The sequence below is a fragment of the Paenibacillus urinalis genome (genome assembly GCF_028747985.1).
Classification (GTDB): Bacteria; Bacillota; Bacilli; order Paenibacillales; family Paenibacillaceae; genus Paenibacillus; species Paenibacillus urinalis.
In genome coordinates this window covers 3919822-3936747 of sequence record NZ_CP118108.1, presented here as the reverse complement: position 1 = coordinate 3936747, position 16926 = coordinate 3919822, and the positions used below count along the sequence as shown (strand labels likewise).

Sequence of the window (16926 nt, the reverse complement as noted above, 5' to 3'; positions counted from 1 at the left end):
AGATTTAAAATGACATTTTGTACAAGGGCAGCAGGGCTGTGAAAGTCTCTTCTATGGTCTTGCCAAACTTCTGGCCGTCCAAGAGGATCGGATCATTCTTGTCGATACGAAGTCCGCATAAAACCTCGGATTTCTTCACATTTTTGAGTCGCTCCGCCATACGCTGGAAATCTTCCTTCGTCATGTCTTCGTGATGGGTTCCTTCCGGGATCATATGGTCGGTAGACCAATAGAAATGTTTGGGTATATTCTGCGCTACTTCTTCAAACTGACGGGACAAAGCTTCAGCGAACACTTCTTTATTGCTGCTCTCATATATGATGGCGAAGATCACAAACGCGTGTGTCCCGAACATTCCAACTTGGAAATGGGGGTATACCTTATATCCTCTTTTATTGTTGGCTATTGCAACCCAGGTATCGTTCGGTGGATTCACCTTTCGACGGGCATGCTTCGCAACGTGGACAAACATATCTTCACCGCACAGTTCGCGGAGGAATGGTGCTGAGGCCGCCCCAATGACCTCAAGCTTCGGCCGAACCCGTTCAATCAGCAGCTCCATGCGCGGCTCCAATCCGGGTACTTCAAATACTTCAAAATCCGCTTCATTTAATGAGGGATATGTGAGTTGTGACATTATAAGTAATCCTCCTTATTAGGTAAGCATGAACCTAAACACTATCCAATATAATAGTATACACAATATTACGCGACTCATTATAACACAGGAGTACCCGCTTCCCCTCGCTTGAAGTTTGTACATTTGCTGGATAGTTGATGAAGATTATCGGGTGAAAAAATAGTCAAACGACTAAGTACGCTTCCCTTGAAGTCAGTATAAAATAGGGTAAGCCGACTTATGGTGGAGCGAAGAATGGCAAGGATACCAAGGCGGCAAGTCTCATTTCTAAATAAGTAAGATTCGGATCACATGATCGTAAAAGAATGGAGGAGGAAGTGCCATGAACAAGAGCTATGAAGTGGAATACTGCAATTTAGAGCTCCGGTTTAGCCGCCTTCGTATCCAACAGCTCATTAAGGATCTCATTCAGGAAGGGTATTCGCTATATTGGAGCGAGGATGAGGATTACTTTATTTTGTCCATACGTACAGGCCGCAAATTGGTAAAACTGAAATTTCAGCAAATGAGAACTGGTGATTATAAGTTGATTGGTGACTATATCATCAAGGATGCAAAGCTTGCAGAATATATGGAGAAATTGATCGGAGACACGAGAGGGCATGCTGTCGTTCGCAGATTCAAGGATCATATTATCGTTATAGAAAATATTTTGTTCGGTGAGGTCATTAGGCTCGTCGAAGTGTCAGGCTTCAAGCAGAAGGTGATCTATCAGAAGGGACCGGCGCCAACGCTCGAGGAAATGGAAGAGATGTTCACCTCGACGGAGGGGGAATTGAGACTTACCCTGCTGCGGATGGAGATTGACGATGAGCTGGAACGGCTGTATGAGGCCATCGGTGCTAGTGATACAACAAAGGCAGACAAATGCCGCGCCAAGCTTCATCAAATGCAGGATCGAATGCTGATGCTTGAATGGTAAGGCTGCCACAACTATATAAGGTAAGAGCAGAGAGTTTGAGCATTTAATGAACACCTCGTGAACAGAGGTGTTTTACCCTTGTTTTGAAGGCCCCGCCATTTTACTTCCAAAACTAAACACGATAGAATAGGGGTATTGTTGAAGCGCCCTTCATTTTATTACATAGATAAAGGACTGCAGACGTCATGCTTCCTCTTGAAGGCGATCGACAGTGGAGTCAAAAAAAACGAAGCAAAGGATGGAGATAGAGTGGCAAAACAACAAATTGGTGTTATCGGCCTCGCCGTTATGGGCAAGAATCTGGCCTTGAATATTGAAAGTAAAGGCTTCTCAGTTTCTGTATTCAATCGTTCCCCGGAGAAAACGCAAGATCTTCTAAAAGAAGCTGACGGCAAAAACTTAGTAGGAACGTTCTCTATAGAAGAATTCGTACAATCTTTGGAATCTCCTCGTAAAATATTGATTATGGTACAAGCTGGTCCTGCGACAGACGCGACCATTGAGCAGCTGGTTCCGCATCTGGACCAAGGCGATATTATTATCGACGGAGGAAATGCTTACTTCCCTGATACACAACGCCGCAGCAAGGAGCTTGAAGAAAAAGGCTTCCGCTTCATCGGTGCAGGGGTTTCCGGTGGTGAAGAGGGCGCTCTGAAAGGTCCATCCATTATGCCTGGTGGACAAGAAAGTGCTTATGAGCTTGTGAAACCGATTCTGACTTCGATTGCAGCTCAAGTGAACGGCGAGCCTTGCACAACTTACATCGGTCCTGACGGTGCAGGACATTATGTGAAAATGGTGCATAACGGTATCGAGTACGGCGATATGCAGCTGATCGGTGAAGCTTACCATCTGCTCAAGGATGTGCTTGGACTGAACGCTGAACAATTCCACGAAATATTCAGCGAGTGGAACAAAGGGGAGCTCGACAGCTACCTGATCGAAATTACAGCAGATATCTTCTCGAAATATGATGAAGAGACAGGCAAGCCTATGGTAGATGTGATTCTCGATGCTGCGGGTCAAAAAGGTACAGGTAAATGGACAAGCCAAAGTGCCCTGGATCTTGGCGTGCCTCTGTCCATGATTACAGAATCCGTATTCTCCCGTTTCCTGTCTGCGATGAAGGAAGAGCGTATTGCTGCAAGCAAAGTGCTGAGTGGTCCGAAGACAGAAGCATTCACAGGCGACAAAGCGGAGTTTATTGAGAATGTTCGCAAAGCCCTGTTTGCAAGTAAAATCGTATCCTATGCCCAAGGCTTCGCCCAAATGCGTGCTGCTTCTGACGAGTACGGCTGGAACCTGAAATACGGCAATATCGCAATGATCTTCCGCGGTGGCTGCATTATTCGTTCCCAGTTCCTGCAGAACATTAAAGATGCTTATGACAAGGATGGCGAGCTGAAGAATCTGCTCCTCGATCCATATTTCAAAAATGTGGTTGAATCCTATCAGGATGCATGGCGTAAAGTCATCTCCGTAGCTGTTGCTAATGGTATTCCGGTACCTGGTTTTGCAAGCGCCCTGTCTTATTATGACAGCTATCGTACGGAAAGACTCCCAGCCAACCTCCTGCAAGCACAGCGTGACTATTTCGGTGCTCACACCTTCAAGCGAGTGGATAAAGAAGGTACATTCCATTACAACTGGATGGGGAACTAAGAATCCTTCCGTATTAATCAGGTAAAGAGTCCTGAGCGGTTTTGGTGATATAGGTTATGAACTGTGTTCTTCATAGAGGCCGAACAGTGCTTCCTTAAGACACTTCTTTAACCTCTCCTGTGTGCAGTGATGGGAAGCATGCTCATCCAGCAGCAGCAGGGAAGCTTCACTGAAATACTGGAAGCTCTGGATAAGACGTGGCTTTGGAAGATCTACGAGAAGTGGATCCTCCGAAGCCACTTTTTGTTGTACATAATGAAGCACGAACAGCACATCATCTCTACAGATGACATGACCTGTCTGGAAAATCCGAGCGATTCGGCTGGGCGAGGGCTTTTTGACAGCTACTTCGAGGCTTGTTGTAATTTGGATGGTGTTCACACTCCCTACAGGTATGCTATAGACAACTCATTACTATCATGAGTACGTGATAGGATGTCCTTTTATGACTTCTTGGCGGATGATTTTATCTGTGATATGTTTAAATGAAAAATAGCGACTGATAGTTCTATTAAAGGGGTGGCAAAGGTCTTTGAGCAGGAGTAATAAAAATATCGTCCTTATCGGGATGATGGGTACAGGTAAAACAACAGTATCTAGTCTGTTGGCGGATAGGCTGGGGTATAAGCTTGTTGATATTGATGCAGAAATAGAGGCACAGGAAGAATGCCCGATCCCGGTGCTGTTTGAACAAAAGGGAGAAGCGTATTTTCGTGAGGTAGAAACAAGCGTATTGCTACGCGTTCTTGACGAATCTTCACAGATTATCTCCACAGGCGGTGGTTCCGTGCTGAAGCCGCTCAATTGTGACGCAATGAAGAAGGCAGGGTGGGTGGTTGCTCTTACTGCGAGCGCAGAAGCGATTATAAGACGGGTTTCTGCCAATCGTGATCGTCCGTTATTAGCAGGAAATGTGGAAGAGCGTGTACATCAGATCATGCAGGAGCGCGAGTCGAAGTATTCTTTTGCAGATCTAACAGTGGATACATCAGAGATGGAACCGGAAGAGGTTGTTCATTATATTTTAGTGCATCACCGCGTTTAAGCTGTTGTGCTTTTAAGGTCTGTTGTTGTATGATAAGTAAAAAAAAGGACAGGCATGAATGCCTGCCCCTTCGTTGATTAGCCTTCTTGTTCGTTCCAGGCAATCATTCCGCCGACCAGGTTAGTGCAGCCATTATAGCCTTGCTGAGCCAAATACTCACAGGCTCTTTCACTGCGATAGCCGCTGCGGCAGATGAAGATAATTTCGCCCGTATTCTCAATCTCAGAGAGTCGGTCCGGAATCTGACCGAGAGGAATATGCTTAGCTCCGGAGATCATGCCGGCTGCGACCTCTTCGTCTTCACGGACATCAATCATCTGTAGAGCTTCACCGGATTGAAGCCGGGCTTGCAGCTCGGAAGGTGTAATTTCAGGTACTTGGTTCATAAGGTAGAAACCTCTCTTCTATATAATTTAACGATAGGCAAGTTCATGAATGTACAACAATTCAATGATAACGAAGACAGATGGAGCATGTCAATTTGTTGATGGATTCCACACTCGATATATTCTTTCATAAAAAAGGAGCTATGACACGATGGACGTTCTAGTAAACAACACCCCTTCACTCGCCGGAGAGATTAATGCACTTTCCTCCAAAAACTATACGACCCGCTATTTGCTGGTAGGTGCGCTTGCAGAAGGAACCAGCACGATTTACTATCCGGCTCACAGTGAGGACAGTGATGCGATGCGCCGCTGTATACAGGAGCTGGGGGCTGAGCTGATTGAGGATGAGGAGAAAATAACGATCACTGGCTTTGGTGCCTCCCCAAGGCAGGTTTCTGAGCTTAATGTAGGCAACGCAGGGGCAGTTCTGAGGTTCCTTATGGGTATCGCAGCACTTGGTGAAGAAATTCATTTTGTGAATACATACCCCGAATCACTAGGGAAACGTCCGCATCAGGATTTAATTGATGCACTTGAGCAGCTTGGCGTGGAAGTGGAGCACCAGGATGGAAGACTGCCGATCACGATTCGCGGAGGGAAGCCTCAAGGCGGAGCCATTCGGGTATCAGGTTCTGTAAGCTCCCAATATTTGAGTGCATTACTGTTCCTGACACCGCTATTGCCTAAGGACAGCACGATTGAAGTTCTGGGAGATTTGAAGTCCAAGGTCGTTGTTGGACAGACGCTGGAGGTTCTCGAGCAGGCAGGCATCACCATTCATGCAGATGAGGATTATATGCACTTCACAGTGCCTGGCGGACAAAAGTACAAGCCTGCTGAGTACACGGTGCAGGGAGATTATCCGGGTTCGGCCGCCATACTGGCTGCTGCAGCAGTTACGAATTCTGAGGTTACGGTAACAAGATTAATGGAAGAGAGTAAACAGGGAGAGCGCGCGATTGTTGATGTGCTTCGTATGATGGAGGTTCCCCTCACGCATGAGAACAATATCGTCACCATCAAGGGCAATGGCAGATTGAAGGCCGTGGAGTTTGATGGCGATGCTGCAACCGATGCCGTGCTTGCTATGGTTGCCGCTGCTGTATTTGCAGAAGGAACATCCCGCTTCTATAATGTTGAAAATTTAAGATATAAGGAATGTGACCGGATTACAGATTATTTGACTGAGCTGGCCAAAACCGGAGCGAAGGTAGAAGAGAAACAAGCCGAGATTATTGTACATGGAAGACCGGAAGGTGTAGAGGGCGGAGTAGAAATCAATGCCCATTATGATCATCGGGTTATTATGGCCCTAACGATTGTTGGGCTTCGCGCTAAGCAGCCGATTCGCATTAAGGATGCTCATCATGTAGCCAAATCCTATCCGGGTTATTTTGACCATTTGCAGACGCTTGGCGCTAACGTAGAATGGGTATAATATAGAATCAATTTCATAATACCTTTGGCTACCTATGAAATTGATTCACGATAGAAATGTAATGAATGAATCTGTTTTTACGAGAGGAGCGAATGCTCAAATGACTTTTACTAATCCTTCACGTGAAGAGATCAAAGAAATTTTGGCTTCTGCTGGCAATATCGCGGTCGTTGGCTTGTCTGACAAACCGGACCGCACCTCTTATATGGTGTCGCAGGCGATGCAATCCAGAGGTTATCGAATCATACCCGTAAATCCTGGAGCGGATACCATCTTGGGAGAGAAAAGCTACCCTGATTTGAAGAGTGTTCCTGAGCCTGTCGATATCGTCAATGTGTTCCGCCGCAGTGAATACTGTGCGGATGTGGCAAGAGAGGCGGCAGAGATCGGGGCCAAGGTATTGTGGCTGCAATTAGGCATTGTTAACGAAGAAGCAGCGCAGATCGGCGAAGAGCATGGAATGATAGTGATTATGGACCGCTGCATTAAAGTAGAGGATTCCATTCTGCAGCCCAGAACTATATAAGTGAATTCGAAATAAGGCTGTTACCACAAACAAGACTGTGGGGACAGCCTTTTTCATATACATTATTCAAGTGTTGAATCCATTCAAAGAGTCTTGCAGGTTATGAAATCGATTCAAGTTTATTCTCATTTTGACAAAAGGACGCCTAACGCTTACCATCAATGATAGAAAGGAGAGGATCGCCATGAATTGGCTCGGTTCCTTGCAGCAGCTTGGAAGAGCTGTCATGCTTCCGACGATGGTACTGCCTGCAGCGGCGATTCTGCTAAGCATAGGCAGTCTTCCTTGGGAATCATGGGGATTTGAAAGTATAAGCGGTATAGCTACCGTCGCAGGACAGAGCCTGTTTTATTTTTTACCTTATCTGTTTGCTGTCGGTGTCGCGCTCGGACTGTCCAATCAGGCGGGTCAAGCAGGACTTGCAGCACTTGCAGGCATGATTATTTATGACCAAGTCGTAAGCCATTTCGGTAACGGGGCTGTTCAGCCCGCATCTCTGATCGGAATTATACTCGGCGCAATCGCCGGGTTTACTCATAACCGTTTCAAAAGCATCAAACTACCGGAAATATTGCAGTTTTTTGGTGGATCCCGATTTGTTCTACTGATTGTGGGATTGTTCTCCGCCTTGTTCTCCTGCATTATGCTCGGCTTAGCTCCTCTATTGCAGCAGCTGTTGGATTTGATTGCTTCCATGGAATACAGCCTCGGCGGTTTCGGGCTGTTCTTGTACGGTATTCTCTATCGGGTGCTTGTCGCATTCGGGCTGCATCATCTGCTTAATAATGTGTTCTGGTTTCAGCTGGGGTCATACGAGACACCGGAAGGACAGATTATGACTGGAGATTTGCCGCGGTTTTTTGCCGGGGATCCTTCAGCAGGCTATTTTATGTCGGGATTGTTCCCGATAATGATGTTCGCCATTCCTGCTATTGCATTTGCCATTATTCAGGAAGCACGGGAAGATTTGAAGCCCAAGATACATAAGACCTTCATGACTTCTGCGCTCGTTTGTTTTCTAACAGGGGTGTCGGAGCAGATCGAGTTTGCCTTTTTGTTTGCAGCTCCCTATCTGTTTTTTGTACACGCCGTTCTGTCAGGGCTCGCCTTATGGATCAGCTATGTACTTGAAATAAGACATGGGTTTTCTTATTCGGCAGGTGTTATTGATTACATACTGAATTTCCATTTGTCTGAAAATGCACTCTTATTGATTCCAATCGGGATCATATATGGCCTGGTATATTACTTTTTATTCCGGTGGGCCATCCGCAGATTCCAGATCCCGACCCCGGGACGCGAGGAAGGCTCTGTGCTTGAGGACTGGGCAGGCAGTATACCATATCAAGCACCGCTTATTGTGGAGGCGCTTGGAGGGAAGGCCAATATTGTTCAGGTTGAGGCATGTATTACACGACTTCGGCTGACTGTGCATAATGACCGTCTTATCGACAGCAGCGCGATGAAGGCACTTGGCTCAGCCGGTCTTATTAAGCTCGGCGCAGGCAACGTGCAGGTCGTCTTCGGCACCTACTCTGAGTTAATTCGTGAAGAAATTGCCAAGCTGCTGGAGCGTGATTTGCCGCAAGTGCTGTTTAGCAGTCCTGTACAAGGGAAGATGCTCCCCATTGAAGAGGTGCCTGACAAAATATTTGCAGGCAAGCTGGTAGGGGACGGTGTCGCTTTTGAGCCGGAGAATGGAGAATTGCTGTCACCGGTGTACGGGACGGTCATGCATTTATATCCGACTATGCATGCAATTGGAATTCAAACCCCGGAGGGACTTGAGGTTCTGCTTCATATCGGCATTGATACCTCACAGCTTAAGGGGAATTTTGAAGCTGTTGTCAGCGAAGGAGATACGGTAGAGCCAGGTCAGCTGCTCATTCGCTTTAACTATGCTGCCTTACTCAAGGAAGCGCCGTCTCTCGTTACTCCGATGGTCATTACCAACCCGGATCGTGTGAAGTCATGGAGTTATGCACCGTTTAAGCACGTTAGAAAAGGCCAGGCATCTGTCATGTCGGTCGTACTATATGAAGATAGGAACGTTGGAGGGGTAGAAGCATGATACAAGGCATCTCAGGAGCGGCTGGTGTAGCCATCGGCAAAGCATTTGTTCTTCCAAGCTGGGAGTGGGATTTACCGGATCAGAAGATGGACGCTGTAGACCTGGCTCGGGAGTTCGAACGGCTGTACGAGGGGATTAAAACATCCCGTGATGAGATTCAGCATATTAAGCAGGAATTCAATGAAGTGGTGGGTCCCGAGGAATCGAGCATTTTTGATGCTCACTTGGCCATATTAGAAGACCCGGTGTTCATGAATGAGATTCAGGGGATTATTGAACGCCAATATAAAGCGGCCGAGGTCGCTGTAAAGGAAGCGATTGACCACTTTGTCACGATGTTTGACCTCTTGGATGATGAATATATGAAGGAACGGGCACTGGACATCAAGGATGTAGGAAACCGTCTCTTGAAGCATTTATTGGGTGCTCCAGAGATTACACTTCCTCTGGATACACAGCCCTATATTCTGGTAGCGAACGAGCTGTCTCCATCCCAATTGGCGCACTTGAATCCCAATTATGTGCTTGGTATCGTGACGCTGATCGGCGGCAAGACCTCGCATTCCGCAATTATGGCTAGAGCTCTCGGAATCCCCATGGTATCAGGCCTTGAGAATAGTGTTAATCTTCCGGTTCAAACAGGGGATGTTCTCGTTATTAATGGCGATGAAGGAATAGTGTATGTTAATCCGGATCCACTTATTATCGAGAAATATACGGAAATCCGTGATCAGCAGCTGCGGAAGAAGGAGCAGCTTCAAGTTCTGGCGGAGGTGGATGCTGTCACCAAGGACGGAACACAGCTGAATCTGGCCGCCAACATCAGCTCTGTCAAAGAGCTGGACATGTCGCTTCGATCCGGGGCTAAGGGGGTCGGCCTATTCCGTACGGAGTTCTTATATATGGATCGTCATTCATTCCCTAGTGAAGAGGAGCAATATGAAGTATACCGGCATGTAGTGGAGAAGACAGGCGGGAATGCTGTAGTTATACGTACACTGGATATTGGCGGGGATAAACAGCTTGATTATTTCCCTCTTCCCGAGGAAGACAATCCTTTCCTTGGATACCGGGCGATCCGAATCAGCCTGGAGCTCAAGGATCTGTTCAAGACGCAGCTGACGGCTATTTTGCGGGCAAGCGTACATGGCAAAGTGAAGATCATGTATCCAATGATTTCATCACTCGATGAGATTAGGGAAGCGAATCAGATCTTGAATGAAGTAAAGGCAAGCCTGTCGGAGCGAGGAATCTCTTATGACCCCAACATTGAAGTAGGGATTATGATTGAAGTGCCGGCTGCCGTAGTTATCGCCGATCTGCTGGCCAGAGAGGTGGATTTCTTCAGCATTGGAACTAATGATCTTGTACAGTATGTTCTGGCTGTTGATCGCATGAATGAACAAATTGCCCACTTATATCAACCGTTCCACCCTTCTGTATTAAGACTTCTACGTATGACGGCAGAGGCTGCGCATGCAGCAGGAATTAGTGTCAGTGTCTGTGGAGAACTGGCCGGTGATGAAAGGGCGGTTCCGATCTGGCTGGCGCTGGGCATTCACAATTTGAGCATGTCTCCTCAATCTCTACTGAGAGTGAAGCACCGTGTGCTGAATACGGAAGCAGCGAAGGCTGTAACCGTGGCGAAATCTTGTCTAACCATGTCGACCGGTAAAGAAATTGAGGCAGAGCTGGAGAAGTATAAACGGAATTCGACACAAAGCACTTCATTGTCTTAATTTGACAGACAAGCTTCTGTAATACATGACAATGCAATATAAATAAGCATTAATCTGTACCAAAAAGAGGATGAACCGAGGCGGGCTGCCTGAATTCATCCTCTTTGTCATTCATATAAATATCAGGATTCATCTGCGAGCAGATCACAGAAGGCTTTGCCGTATGGCGGCAAGTCAGGTGGTCTGCGAGCGGAAACAATGTTTCCATCAATGACCACAGGCTCGTCCTTCCAGATCGCACCTGCATTCTCCATATCATCACGGATTCCTGGTGTTGAAGTGACCGTCACACCCTGCAATATCTTGGCAGAGATCAATACCCAGCCGGCATGACAGATCTGACCAATGATCTTGTGATCCCGATGCATTTCCTGAATAAGCTCTATGACCTTAGGATATCTCCGCAGCTTATCCGGTGCCCAGCCGCCGGGAACGAGTATACCGTCGTAGTCTTGACTATTCAGCTCGTCGAAACTGTATTCAGCCTTGGCCGGGACACCGTACTTGCCTACATAGGTCTTGTCTTTTACTTCTCCGGCAAGATGAACCTCGGCGCCTTCTTCACGCACCCGATGAACAGGGTACCATAATTCCAAATCTTCAAACTCTTCATCCACCAGTGCAATGACTTTTTTACCTGCTAATCTCATGTATTTGTAACACTCCTTCCTAACCGTATACAGTGCCATTGTAACTGAAATGACACGTGAATCCAAATTCGCTGTAGGCTAAGAGAAATAGTTACGCTATGGAAAATAGTACATCCCTCATAGGGAAGGATTTATGCTACATTAGTCGAAGTAAAGTAGTAAAAAAGATGAGATGAAGTCGAAAAAACTTGAATATTGAGATTGGAACAGATAGGTGGGGTTAGGGTTATGCGCAGATGGTGCAAATGTAAATTGACAATGAACTTGGAGCTCCGAAGCGTAATCTATGCTAAGAGAGTAGAGATTAGAGATGTCCCCGTATTTTCCTGCATGACATGTTCAACTTATGAAGTCCTTAAGCCTGTTAAACCCGATTTGGTTCAGCTGATCGGCAGCTTAACTCCCGGAAGTGAATATGCCTCCGTTTCCTTTGCAGATTCGAATGAAGTTGCCAAGCTGATTACAGAACTATTAGAGCATCATCCTGATATCGACATTGATGCCATGGGCAAAGAGATTGAACAAGCCAAGCAGGAGAGGATCAACCTGCTATTAGATTTGTATCAGTATGCGCTGAGTGCCGGCGATGAACATTGGATGAATGATGTGGAGCGAAGACTTGAACAGCTCTCTCAATTTCGGTGGGAGGAGCATTTTTCAGAGGCAGGCTGATGATACAGTACCAAATCTTATGAAAATTGGCTTTTCGACTCGTTTTTTGTTAATATATTGGGAGTGTAAGTTTTTCTGAAAAGAATGAAAACGAAAAACGGAAGTGACAAAGGGGGATGTATAGGCAATGAAAACGATGACAAGACTGACTAGTATAGAACAGCTTGAAGAAGCAGTTACACAGTCTTCAGAGACTCCGCTTCTGCTATTTAAACATAGTACTCGTTGTCCCATCAGTGCACATGCATATGAAGAGGTACAAGCCTACCTGGAAGCCGCACCTAATGAACAGATTAATTACTCCATTGTATTGGTCATTGAGGACCGGGCCGTATCTACAGCCGCAGCAGAGCGTTTGGGAGTTCGGCATGAGTCTCCACAGACGATTCTGGTGAAGAATGGGCATCCAGTCTGGCATACTTCCCACTCCGGAATCACTTCAAGAGACCTTAGTTCGGTTTTGAGCTCGACTTAAAGCCTGTTTATGTTTATTGCAAGTCGCAATAATATGTCGTATCATAATTTTTAACATGAAAATGGGAATGAAAATTTATTGCAAATGGAGAGAAGGAATGTGACGGTAACCATTTACGACGTAGCACGTGAAGCCGGAGTATCTATGGCAACGGTTTCGCGGGTTGTGAACAACAACCCTAACGTTAAGCCACAAACGCGTAAAAAAGTATATGAAGCCATAGAAAGACTCGGGTATCGTCCGAATGCAGTAGCAAGGGGGCTTGCTAGTAAGAAGACGACAACGGTCGGAGTCGTTATTCCGGATATCTCGAATTCGATTTTTGCCGAAATTGCTCGGGGAATTGAAGATATCGCGAATATGTACCATTATAACATCATCCTATGTAACGCCGATAAGAAGAAGGAAAAGGAAATTCGTGTTATTAACACCCTTCTGGAAAAACAAGTGGACGGGCTTCTGTTCATGGGCGGTACAGTGACCGATGAGCATATTCAAGCTTTTCAAACAGCGGCAGTGCCGATTGTTCTTTGTGCGACGAGTGACGAGAAAGGAACGTTCCCTTCCGTCGATATCGATCACGAAGCAGCCGCTTTTGATGCGGTAAGCACACTGGTACGCCATGGTCACCGTGAAATTGCGATGATTAGCGGGACACTCCAAGACCCAGCGAATGGTTATGCAAGATTCCAGGGCTACAAGCGTGCGCTTGAAACAGCCGGGATCGAGTACCAGGAAGATTTGGTACGCATCGGCAACTATCGTTATGAGTCTGGTGTGGAAGCAATGAAGTACTTCCTTGGATTGAAGAAAAAACCAACCGCAATATTCAGTGCAACCGATGAGATGGCGATTGGTGCGATCCACAGCATTCAGGATGAGGGGCTCAAAGTTCCAGACGACTTCTCGATCATCAGTGTCGATAATATTCGAATGGCTTCTATGGTTCGTCCACAGCTGACGACTGTAGCTCAGCCGATGTATGATCTTGGCGCGGTAGCGATGCGTCTGCTCACCAAGCTGATGAAAAAAGAGAACGTGGAGAATCCGCGTGTTATTTTGCCGCACGAAACGATTCTGCGTTTGTCAGTTAGTCATGTGTAATTAGCAACCGTATAGGTTAACTGGTAGAAAGCTCCGTTTTTGCGGAGCTTTTTTGCTGAACAAAGGATGTGCTGATTCATAAACCAAGCCGAGCCAAAGGAGATGAATATGAAGTTATGGCACAAACAATTGGACTCATTGGAGCGATGGATGAAGAGATTGAGCTGTTGCTGTCGGATATGGAGAATATCGTACGCACCGATTTTGCAGGCATAACGTATACCGAAGGAGATGTCTATGGCAAGCATGTGGTCGTATGCAAATCAGGGGTAGGAAAAGTGAATGCGGCTGTAACGACTCAAATTTTGATTGAGAAATTCAGCGTGTCTCATATTATTTTTACAGGGGTAGCTGGTGCTGTACACCCGGATTTGGAGATTGGAGATATCGTCATCTCGACGGCATGTATCCATCACGATATAGATGTTACCCCTCTAGGCTACAAGCGGGGTGAAATTCCTTACCAGGAAACGTCGGCTTTTCCGGCGGATGCCGAATTGATCAAACGGGCGGCAGAAGCATGTGAGGAGTTGTCAGCGAGATATATTAGCGGGATTGTGCTGTCTGGTGATCAGTTTATTGCAAGCAAAGAGGTCGTGAGCAGTCTGCGGGATGAGTTCGAAGGAGCGTGTGCCGAGATGGAGGGGGCTGCAGTCGCACAGGTCAGCTTCATGAATAAAATTCCTTATGTTATTTTGCGTGCCATGTCGGATAAGGCAGATGGCTCAGCCCATGTGAATTTTGCTGAATTTACAGTGGAATCCGCTCAGAAATCCCATCGGATCGTAGAACACATGCTGGCAAATATGTAAGCAGGCAGCTCAGATGATTAACCGATAAAAGACAGGAAGCAGCCCGGGTGTCACCGGGACCAGGCTCCTGTCTTATTTAGTACATATAGCGTTGTTTAAACCGTACGTGATCGAATTGTTCTTTGGAGGCAAGGGGGACCTTGCTGCCGATTCTCACCATGAGACAATTGGCTGGATGTGCACAAATTTCAGGGTCATCCGTAGCGTACCAGACCATATCCACCGTCTTCATTAATCGCTCCATCATTTTACGGTAGTCCCATACGGATAGTCCGCTTCCTTTCAAATCCCAATGCCAGTAATATTCCGTCGTAAAGACGATATATTCCTCCATTTGTTCATGTTCAAAAGCGTGCTGAATGAGTGCGCGGCCGATCCCGTAAGAGCGGTAATCATTTGCAACCTCAATCGCTCCCAGCTCAATCAAATCCTTCATATTCCCTTCAGACCAACGCTCCATCTCATCAGGATAATGAAAAGTCACATACCCGATAATCGTGTCTTGTTCTCTGGCAATGATAATTCTTCCTTCCGGAAGCTCAGATATTTGAATGAGAGCCTCTTGCTGCTCATGAGGTCTTCGGAACGCATCAAGATCCGGATGCATGACTAGATCCTGCAGCAATGCAGCAGGAACAGGGCCTTCAACAACAATTTCCCTGCTGTTCTTAACAAGTGAGTGAGCGTGGTGATGTTTGGTATGGTTCATTGTTCATCAGTGCTCCTTCTGGAGTGTCATAGCGTGTTCTCTCTACTTATAACAAATAACCAAAAAAATGAAAAGGAAATATTAACACAATCTCAAACTATGCTATAATATTCCAGACATAAAGTTTTCACATTTCTAGCAATAGCCGCAGTAACTCGGATACGTCGGTAAGTTGAATCAAATTTTGCATGAAAGTGAGTTATGAATTTGATTCAGGTCATCACAAATTTGTAAGCGCTAACTAACCTGTACATTGTGAAAATGTAACTGAGGAGGCTCTGAAGGCAATGAGTCATGATCAAAATGAATTTATCGCGACTGTCGTAGAGCGTAGTAATCTGGGAGATTACACACAGGCTCGTGAGCAATTTAGCTGGGAAGAAGTGAAGAAGCACTTTACGTGGTATGAAACAGGCAAAGTAAATATGGCATATGAAGCGATTGATCGTCATGTGGACGAAGGTAATGGGGCACGTACAGCGCTCCTCTACAGTGATGCGGTCAGAGAGGAAGCGTACAGCTTCCTGGATCTTAGTGAAGGCTCTAATCGATTTGGTAATGTACTCCGTAAGTACGGAATATCCAAAGGTGATCGGGTCTTTATTTTTATGCCAAGAAGCCCTGAGCTGTACTTGAGTCTGCTAGGTACATTGAAGGTCGGAGCTATAGTGGGTCCGTTATTTGAAGCCTTCATGGAAACGGCAGTGAAGGATCGTCTGCTTGATAGTGAAGCGGTAGCACTGATCACCGTTCCGCAGCTGCTGCCGCGTATCAATCGTGACGAACTGCCTCAGCTGAAGCATATTTTCGTCGTGGGCGGCGGAGCACAGGAGCAAGAGGGCTTTATTGACTACGATGCAGAGATGGCAGCGGCTTCAGATGAGCTGGAGCTGGAGTGGCTTAGTCTGGAAGACGGTATGATTCTGCACTATACCTCCGGATCGACTGGCAAGCCCAAAGGGGTCTATCACGTTCACAACGCAATGATTCAGCATTACTATACAGGGAAGGTCGTCCTGGATTTACGAGAGGATGATATTTATTGGTGTACCGCGGATCCTGGATGGGTGACGGGTACGTCTTATGGTATTTTTGCGCCTTGGTTGAATGGAGTCACGAACGTGATCAGAGGCGGCAGATTCAGTCCACAGGATTGGTATCAAACGATTGTCAATAATAAAGTTACGGTGTGGTACAGTGCTCCTACAGCATTTCGAATGCTGATGAGTGCAGGGGATGAGGTCATTAAGCAATTTGATTTGTCTACTCTGCGTCATGTACTCTCCGTAGGCGAGCCTTTGAATCCTGAGGTGGTCAGATGGGGAACCAAAGCCTACAATCAGCGCATTCATGATACCTGGTGGATGACGGAGACCGGAGCTCAGCTTATCTGTAACTATCCAGGTATGGTGATTAAGCCGGGCTCAATGGGTAAACCGCTCCCGGGTATTGAGGCTGCAATTATTAATGATCAAGGGGAGGAGCTTCCTCCGTATTCCATGGGTAATCTGGCAATTAAGACACCGTGGCCTTCCATGATGAGACAGGTGTGGAACAATCAGCCCAAATACGACGAATATTTTCGTATTCCTGGCTGGTATGTATCCGGGGATTCAGCTTATATGGATGAGGACGGGTATTTTTGGTTCCAAGGCAGAATTGACGATGTCATCAACTCTTCTGGCGAACGAATCGGTCCTTTTGAAGTAGAGAGCAAGCTCGTAGAGCATCCAGCAGTTGCAGAAGCGGGCGTAATTGGTAAACCGGATCTCGTTCGAGGTGAGATTATTAAGGCCTTTGTCTCCTTACGAGAAGGCTATGAACCTACACAGGAATTGAAGGACGATATTTACCGTTTTGTAAAAGAGGGCTTATCGGCTCATGCAGCACCTCGCGAAATAGAGTTTAAGGATAAATTACCGAAGACTCGATCAGGGAAGATTATGCGAAGAGTGCTTAAAGCGTGGGAGCTTGATTTACCTGCTGGCGATTTGTCCACGATTGAAGATTAGGATGATCGTCCGTGTTAATATTATGACTTAATCAAAAAACTCGAATATATAACAAAAAAG

17 protein-coding genes are annotated in these 16926 nt (G+C 46.3%); 12 read left to right on the top strand and 5 right to left on the bottom strand.

Going from position 1 to position 16926, the window contains the following annotated elements:
• Nucleotides 1-4: 4 nt before the first annotated feature.
• A complete protein-coding gene (locus tag PUW25_RS18195; protein WP_047910916.1) occupies nucleotides 5-637 on the bottom strand; it encodes a YktB family protein in 633 nt (210 codons plus the stop codon).
• 325 nt (nucleotides 638-962) lie between these two features.
• Between PUW25_RS18195 and PUW25_RS18190 the strand changes: the two genes are divergently transcribed.
• A complete protein-coding gene (locus PUW25_RS18190) occupies nucleotides 963-1562 on the top strand; it encodes a hypothetical protein (RefSeq protein WP_047910917.1) in 600 nt (199 codons plus the stop codon).
• A gap of 249 nt (nucleotides 1563-1811) precedes the next feature.
• Nucleotides 1812-3224 (top strand): NADP-dependent phosphogluconate dehydrogenase, encoded by a 1413-nt coding sequence (gene gndA / locus PUW25_RS18185; RefSeq protein WP_205052602.1) that lies wholly within the window; start codon nucleotides 1812-1814, stop codon nucleotides 3222-3224.
• A gap of 54 nt (nucleotides 3225-3278) precedes the next feature.
• Here gndA and PUW25_RS18180 read toward each other — a convergent pair whose 3' ends face one another.
• The gene (locus PUW25_RS18180) at nucleotides 3279-3605 is read right to left on the bottom strand and encodes a hypothetical protein (protein WP_205052603.1); all 327 of its coding nucleotides are present in this window, start codon (nucleotides 3603-3605) and stop codon (nucleotides 3279-3281) included.
• A 151-nt stretch (nucleotides 3606-3756) separates the two neighbouring features.
• On the opposite strand from PUW25_RS18180, the gene PUW25_RS18175 reads away from it, so the two are divergent.
• Entirely contained in the window at nucleotides 3757-4269 is a 513-nt protein-coding gene (locus tag PUW25_RS18175) for a shikimate kinase (RefSeq protein ID WP_274337354.1), read from the top strand.
• A 77-nt stretch (nucleotides 4270-4346) separates the two neighbouring features.
• On the opposite strand, the gene PUW25_RS18170 is transcribed toward PUW25_RS18175, so the two are convergent.
• On the bottom strand, nucleotides 4347-4655 hold the full coding sequence (locus PUW25_RS18170; RefSeq protein ID WP_047910919.1) for a rhodanese-like domain-containing protein: 309 nt from the start codon (nucleotides 4653-4655) through the stop codon (nucleotides 4347-4349).
• Nucleotides 4656-4806: 151 nt separating this feature from the next.
• Here PUW25_RS18170 and aroA point away from each other — a divergent pair, with 151 nt between their 5' ends.
• The 4 genes from aroA to ptsP all read left to right on the top strand — a co-directional run bounded on the left by aroA (nucleotide 4807) and on the right by ptsP (nucleotide 10432).
• Nucleotides 4807-6096, top strand: a complete 1290-nt coding sequence (aroA, locus tag PUW25_RS18165; RefSeq protein ID WP_205052604.1) for a 3-phosphoshikimate 1-carboxyvinyltransferase — start codon at nucleotides 4807-4809, stop codon at nucleotides 6094-6096.
• A 100-nt stretch (nucleotides 6097-6196) separates the two neighbouring features.
• Nucleotides 6197-6622: a CoA-binding protein gene (locus PUW25_RS18160; protein WP_205052605.1), complete on the top strand. Its 426-nt coding sequence runs from the start codon at nucleotides 6197-6199 to the stop codon at nucleotides 6620-6622.
• Nucleotides 6623-6806: 184 nt separating this feature from the next.
• A complete protein-coding gene (locus tag PUW25_RS18155; RefSeq protein ID WP_047910922.1) occupies nucleotides 6807-8693 on the top strand; it encodes a glucose PTS transporter subunit IIA in 1887 nt (628 codons plus the stop codon).
• Entirely contained in the window at nucleotides 8690-10432 is a 1743-nt protein-coding gene (gene ptsP / locus PUW25_RS18150; protein ID WP_274337353.1) for a phosphoenolpyruvate--protein phosphotransferase, read from the top strand. The genes PUW25_RS18155 and ptsP overlap by 4 nt, the downstream gene beginning before the upstream one ends.
• Nucleotides 10433-10554: 122 nt before the next feature.
• Here the strand turns inward: ptsP and PUW25_RS18145 are convergent, their stop codons facing one another.
• Nucleotides 10555-11082 (bottom strand): type 1 glutamine amidotransferase domain-containing protein, encoded by a 528-nt coding sequence (locus PUW25_RS18145; protein WP_047910924.1) that lies wholly within the window; start codon nucleotides 11080-11082, stop codon nucleotides 10555-10557.
• Between the two features lie 228 nt (nucleotides 11083-11310).
• Between PUW25_RS18145 and PUW25_RS18140 the strand changes: the two genes are divergently transcribed.
• The 4 genes from PUW25_RS18140 (at nucleotide 11311) to PUW25_RS18125 (ending at nucleotide 14145) form a co-directional block, all read left to right on the top strand.
• The gene (locus PUW25_RS18140; protein WP_047910925.1) at nucleotides 11311-11754 is read left to right on the top strand and encodes a hypothetical protein; all 444 of its coding nucleotides are present in this window, start codon (nucleotides 11311-11313) and stop codon (nucleotides 11752-11754) included.
• Nucleotides 11755-11881: 127 nt separating this feature from the next.
• Complete coding sequence (gene ytxJ, locus PUW25_RS18135) at nucleotides 11882-12229, top strand: bacillithiol system redox-active protein YtxJ (protein ID WP_047910926.1); 348 nt, start codon at nucleotides 11882-11884, stop codon at nucleotides 12227-12229.
• A 99-nt stretch (nucleotides 12230-12328) separates the two neighbouring features.
• Entirely contained in the window at nucleotides 12329-13333 is a 1005-nt protein-coding gene (ccpA, locus tag PUW25_RS18130; protein ID WP_047910927.1) for a catabolite control protein A, read from the top strand.
• Nucleotides 13334-13449: 116 nt separating this feature from the next.
• Nucleotides 13450-14145, top strand: coding sequence for a 5'-methylthioadenosine/adenosylhomocysteine nucleosidase (locus PUW25_RS18125; protein WP_047910928.1), 696 nt, complete (start codon nucleotides 13450-13452; stop codon nucleotides 14143-14145).
• A 76-nt stretch (nucleotides 14146-14221) separates the two neighbouring features.
• On the opposite strand, the gene PUW25_RS18120 is transcribed toward PUW25_RS18125, so the two are convergent.
• Entirely contained in the window at nucleotides 14222-14854 is a 633-nt protein-coding gene (locus PUW25_RS18120; protein WP_047910929.1) for a GNAT family N-acetyltransferase, read from the bottom strand.
• A 287-nt stretch (nucleotides 14855-15141) separates the two neighbouring features.
• Here PUW25_RS18120 and acsA point away from each other — a divergent pair, with 287 nt between their 5' ends.
• Nucleotides 15142-16866, top strand: coding sequence for an acetate--CoA ligase (gene acsA, locus PUW25_RS18115; protein ID WP_047910930.1), 1725 nt, complete (start codon nucleotides 15142-15144; stop codon nucleotides 16864-16866).
• Nucleotides 16867-16926 lie beyond the last annotated feature (60 nt).

Bases quoted from the DNA above. Each gene is read 5' to 3' on its own strand.
- PUW25_RS18195 (WP_047910916.1), bottom strand. From the start codon at position 637: ATGTCACAACTCACATATCCCTCATTAAATGAAGCGGATTTTGAAGTA.
- PUW25_RS18190 (WP_047910917.1), top strand. From the start codon at position 963: ATGAACAAGAGCTATGAAGTGGAATACTGCAATTTAGAGCTCCGGTTT.
- PUW25_RS18170 (WP_047910919.1), bottom strand. From the start codon at position 4,655: ATGAACCAAGTACCTGAAATTACACCTTCCGAGCTGCAAGCCCGGCTT.
- aroA (WP_205052604.1), top strand. From the start codon at position 4,807: ATGGACGTTCTAGTAAACAACACCCCTTCACTCGCCGGAGAGATTAAT.
- PUW25_RS18160 (WP_205052605.1), top strand. From the start codon at position 6,197: ATGACTTTTACTAATCCTTCACGTGAAGAGATCAAAGAAATTTTGGCT.
- PUW25_RS18155 (WP_047910922.1), top strand. From the start codon at position 6,807: ATGAATTGGCTCGGTTCCTTGCAGCAGCTTGGAAGAGCTGTCATGCTT.
- ptsP (WP_274337353.1), top strand. From the start codon at position 8,690: ATGATACAAGGCATCTCAGGAGCGGCTGGTGTAGCCATCGGCAAAGCA.
- PUW25_RS18145 (WP_047910924.1), bottom strand. From the start codon at position 11,082: ATGAGATTAGCAGGTAAAAAAGTCATTGCACTGGTGGATGAAGAGTTT.
- PUW25_RS18140 (WP_047910925.1), top strand. From the start codon at position 11,311: ATGCGCAGATGGTGCAAATGTAAATTGACAATGAACTTGGAGCTCCGA.
- ytxJ (WP_047910926.1), top strand. From the start codon at position 11,882: ATGAAAACGATGACAAGACTGACTAGTATAGAACAGCTTGAAGAAGCA.
- PUW25_RS18125 (WP_047910928.1), top strand. From the start codon at position 13,450: ATGGCACAAACAATTGGACTCATTGGAGCGATGGATGAAGAGATTGAG.
- PUW25_RS18120 (WP_047910929.1), bottom strand. From the start codon at position 14,854: ATGAACCATACCAAACATCACCACGCTCACTCACTTGTTAAGAACAGC.
- acsA (WP_047910930.1), top strand. From the start codon at position 15,142: ATGAGTCATGATCAAAATGAATTTATCGCGACTGTCGTAGAGCGTAGT.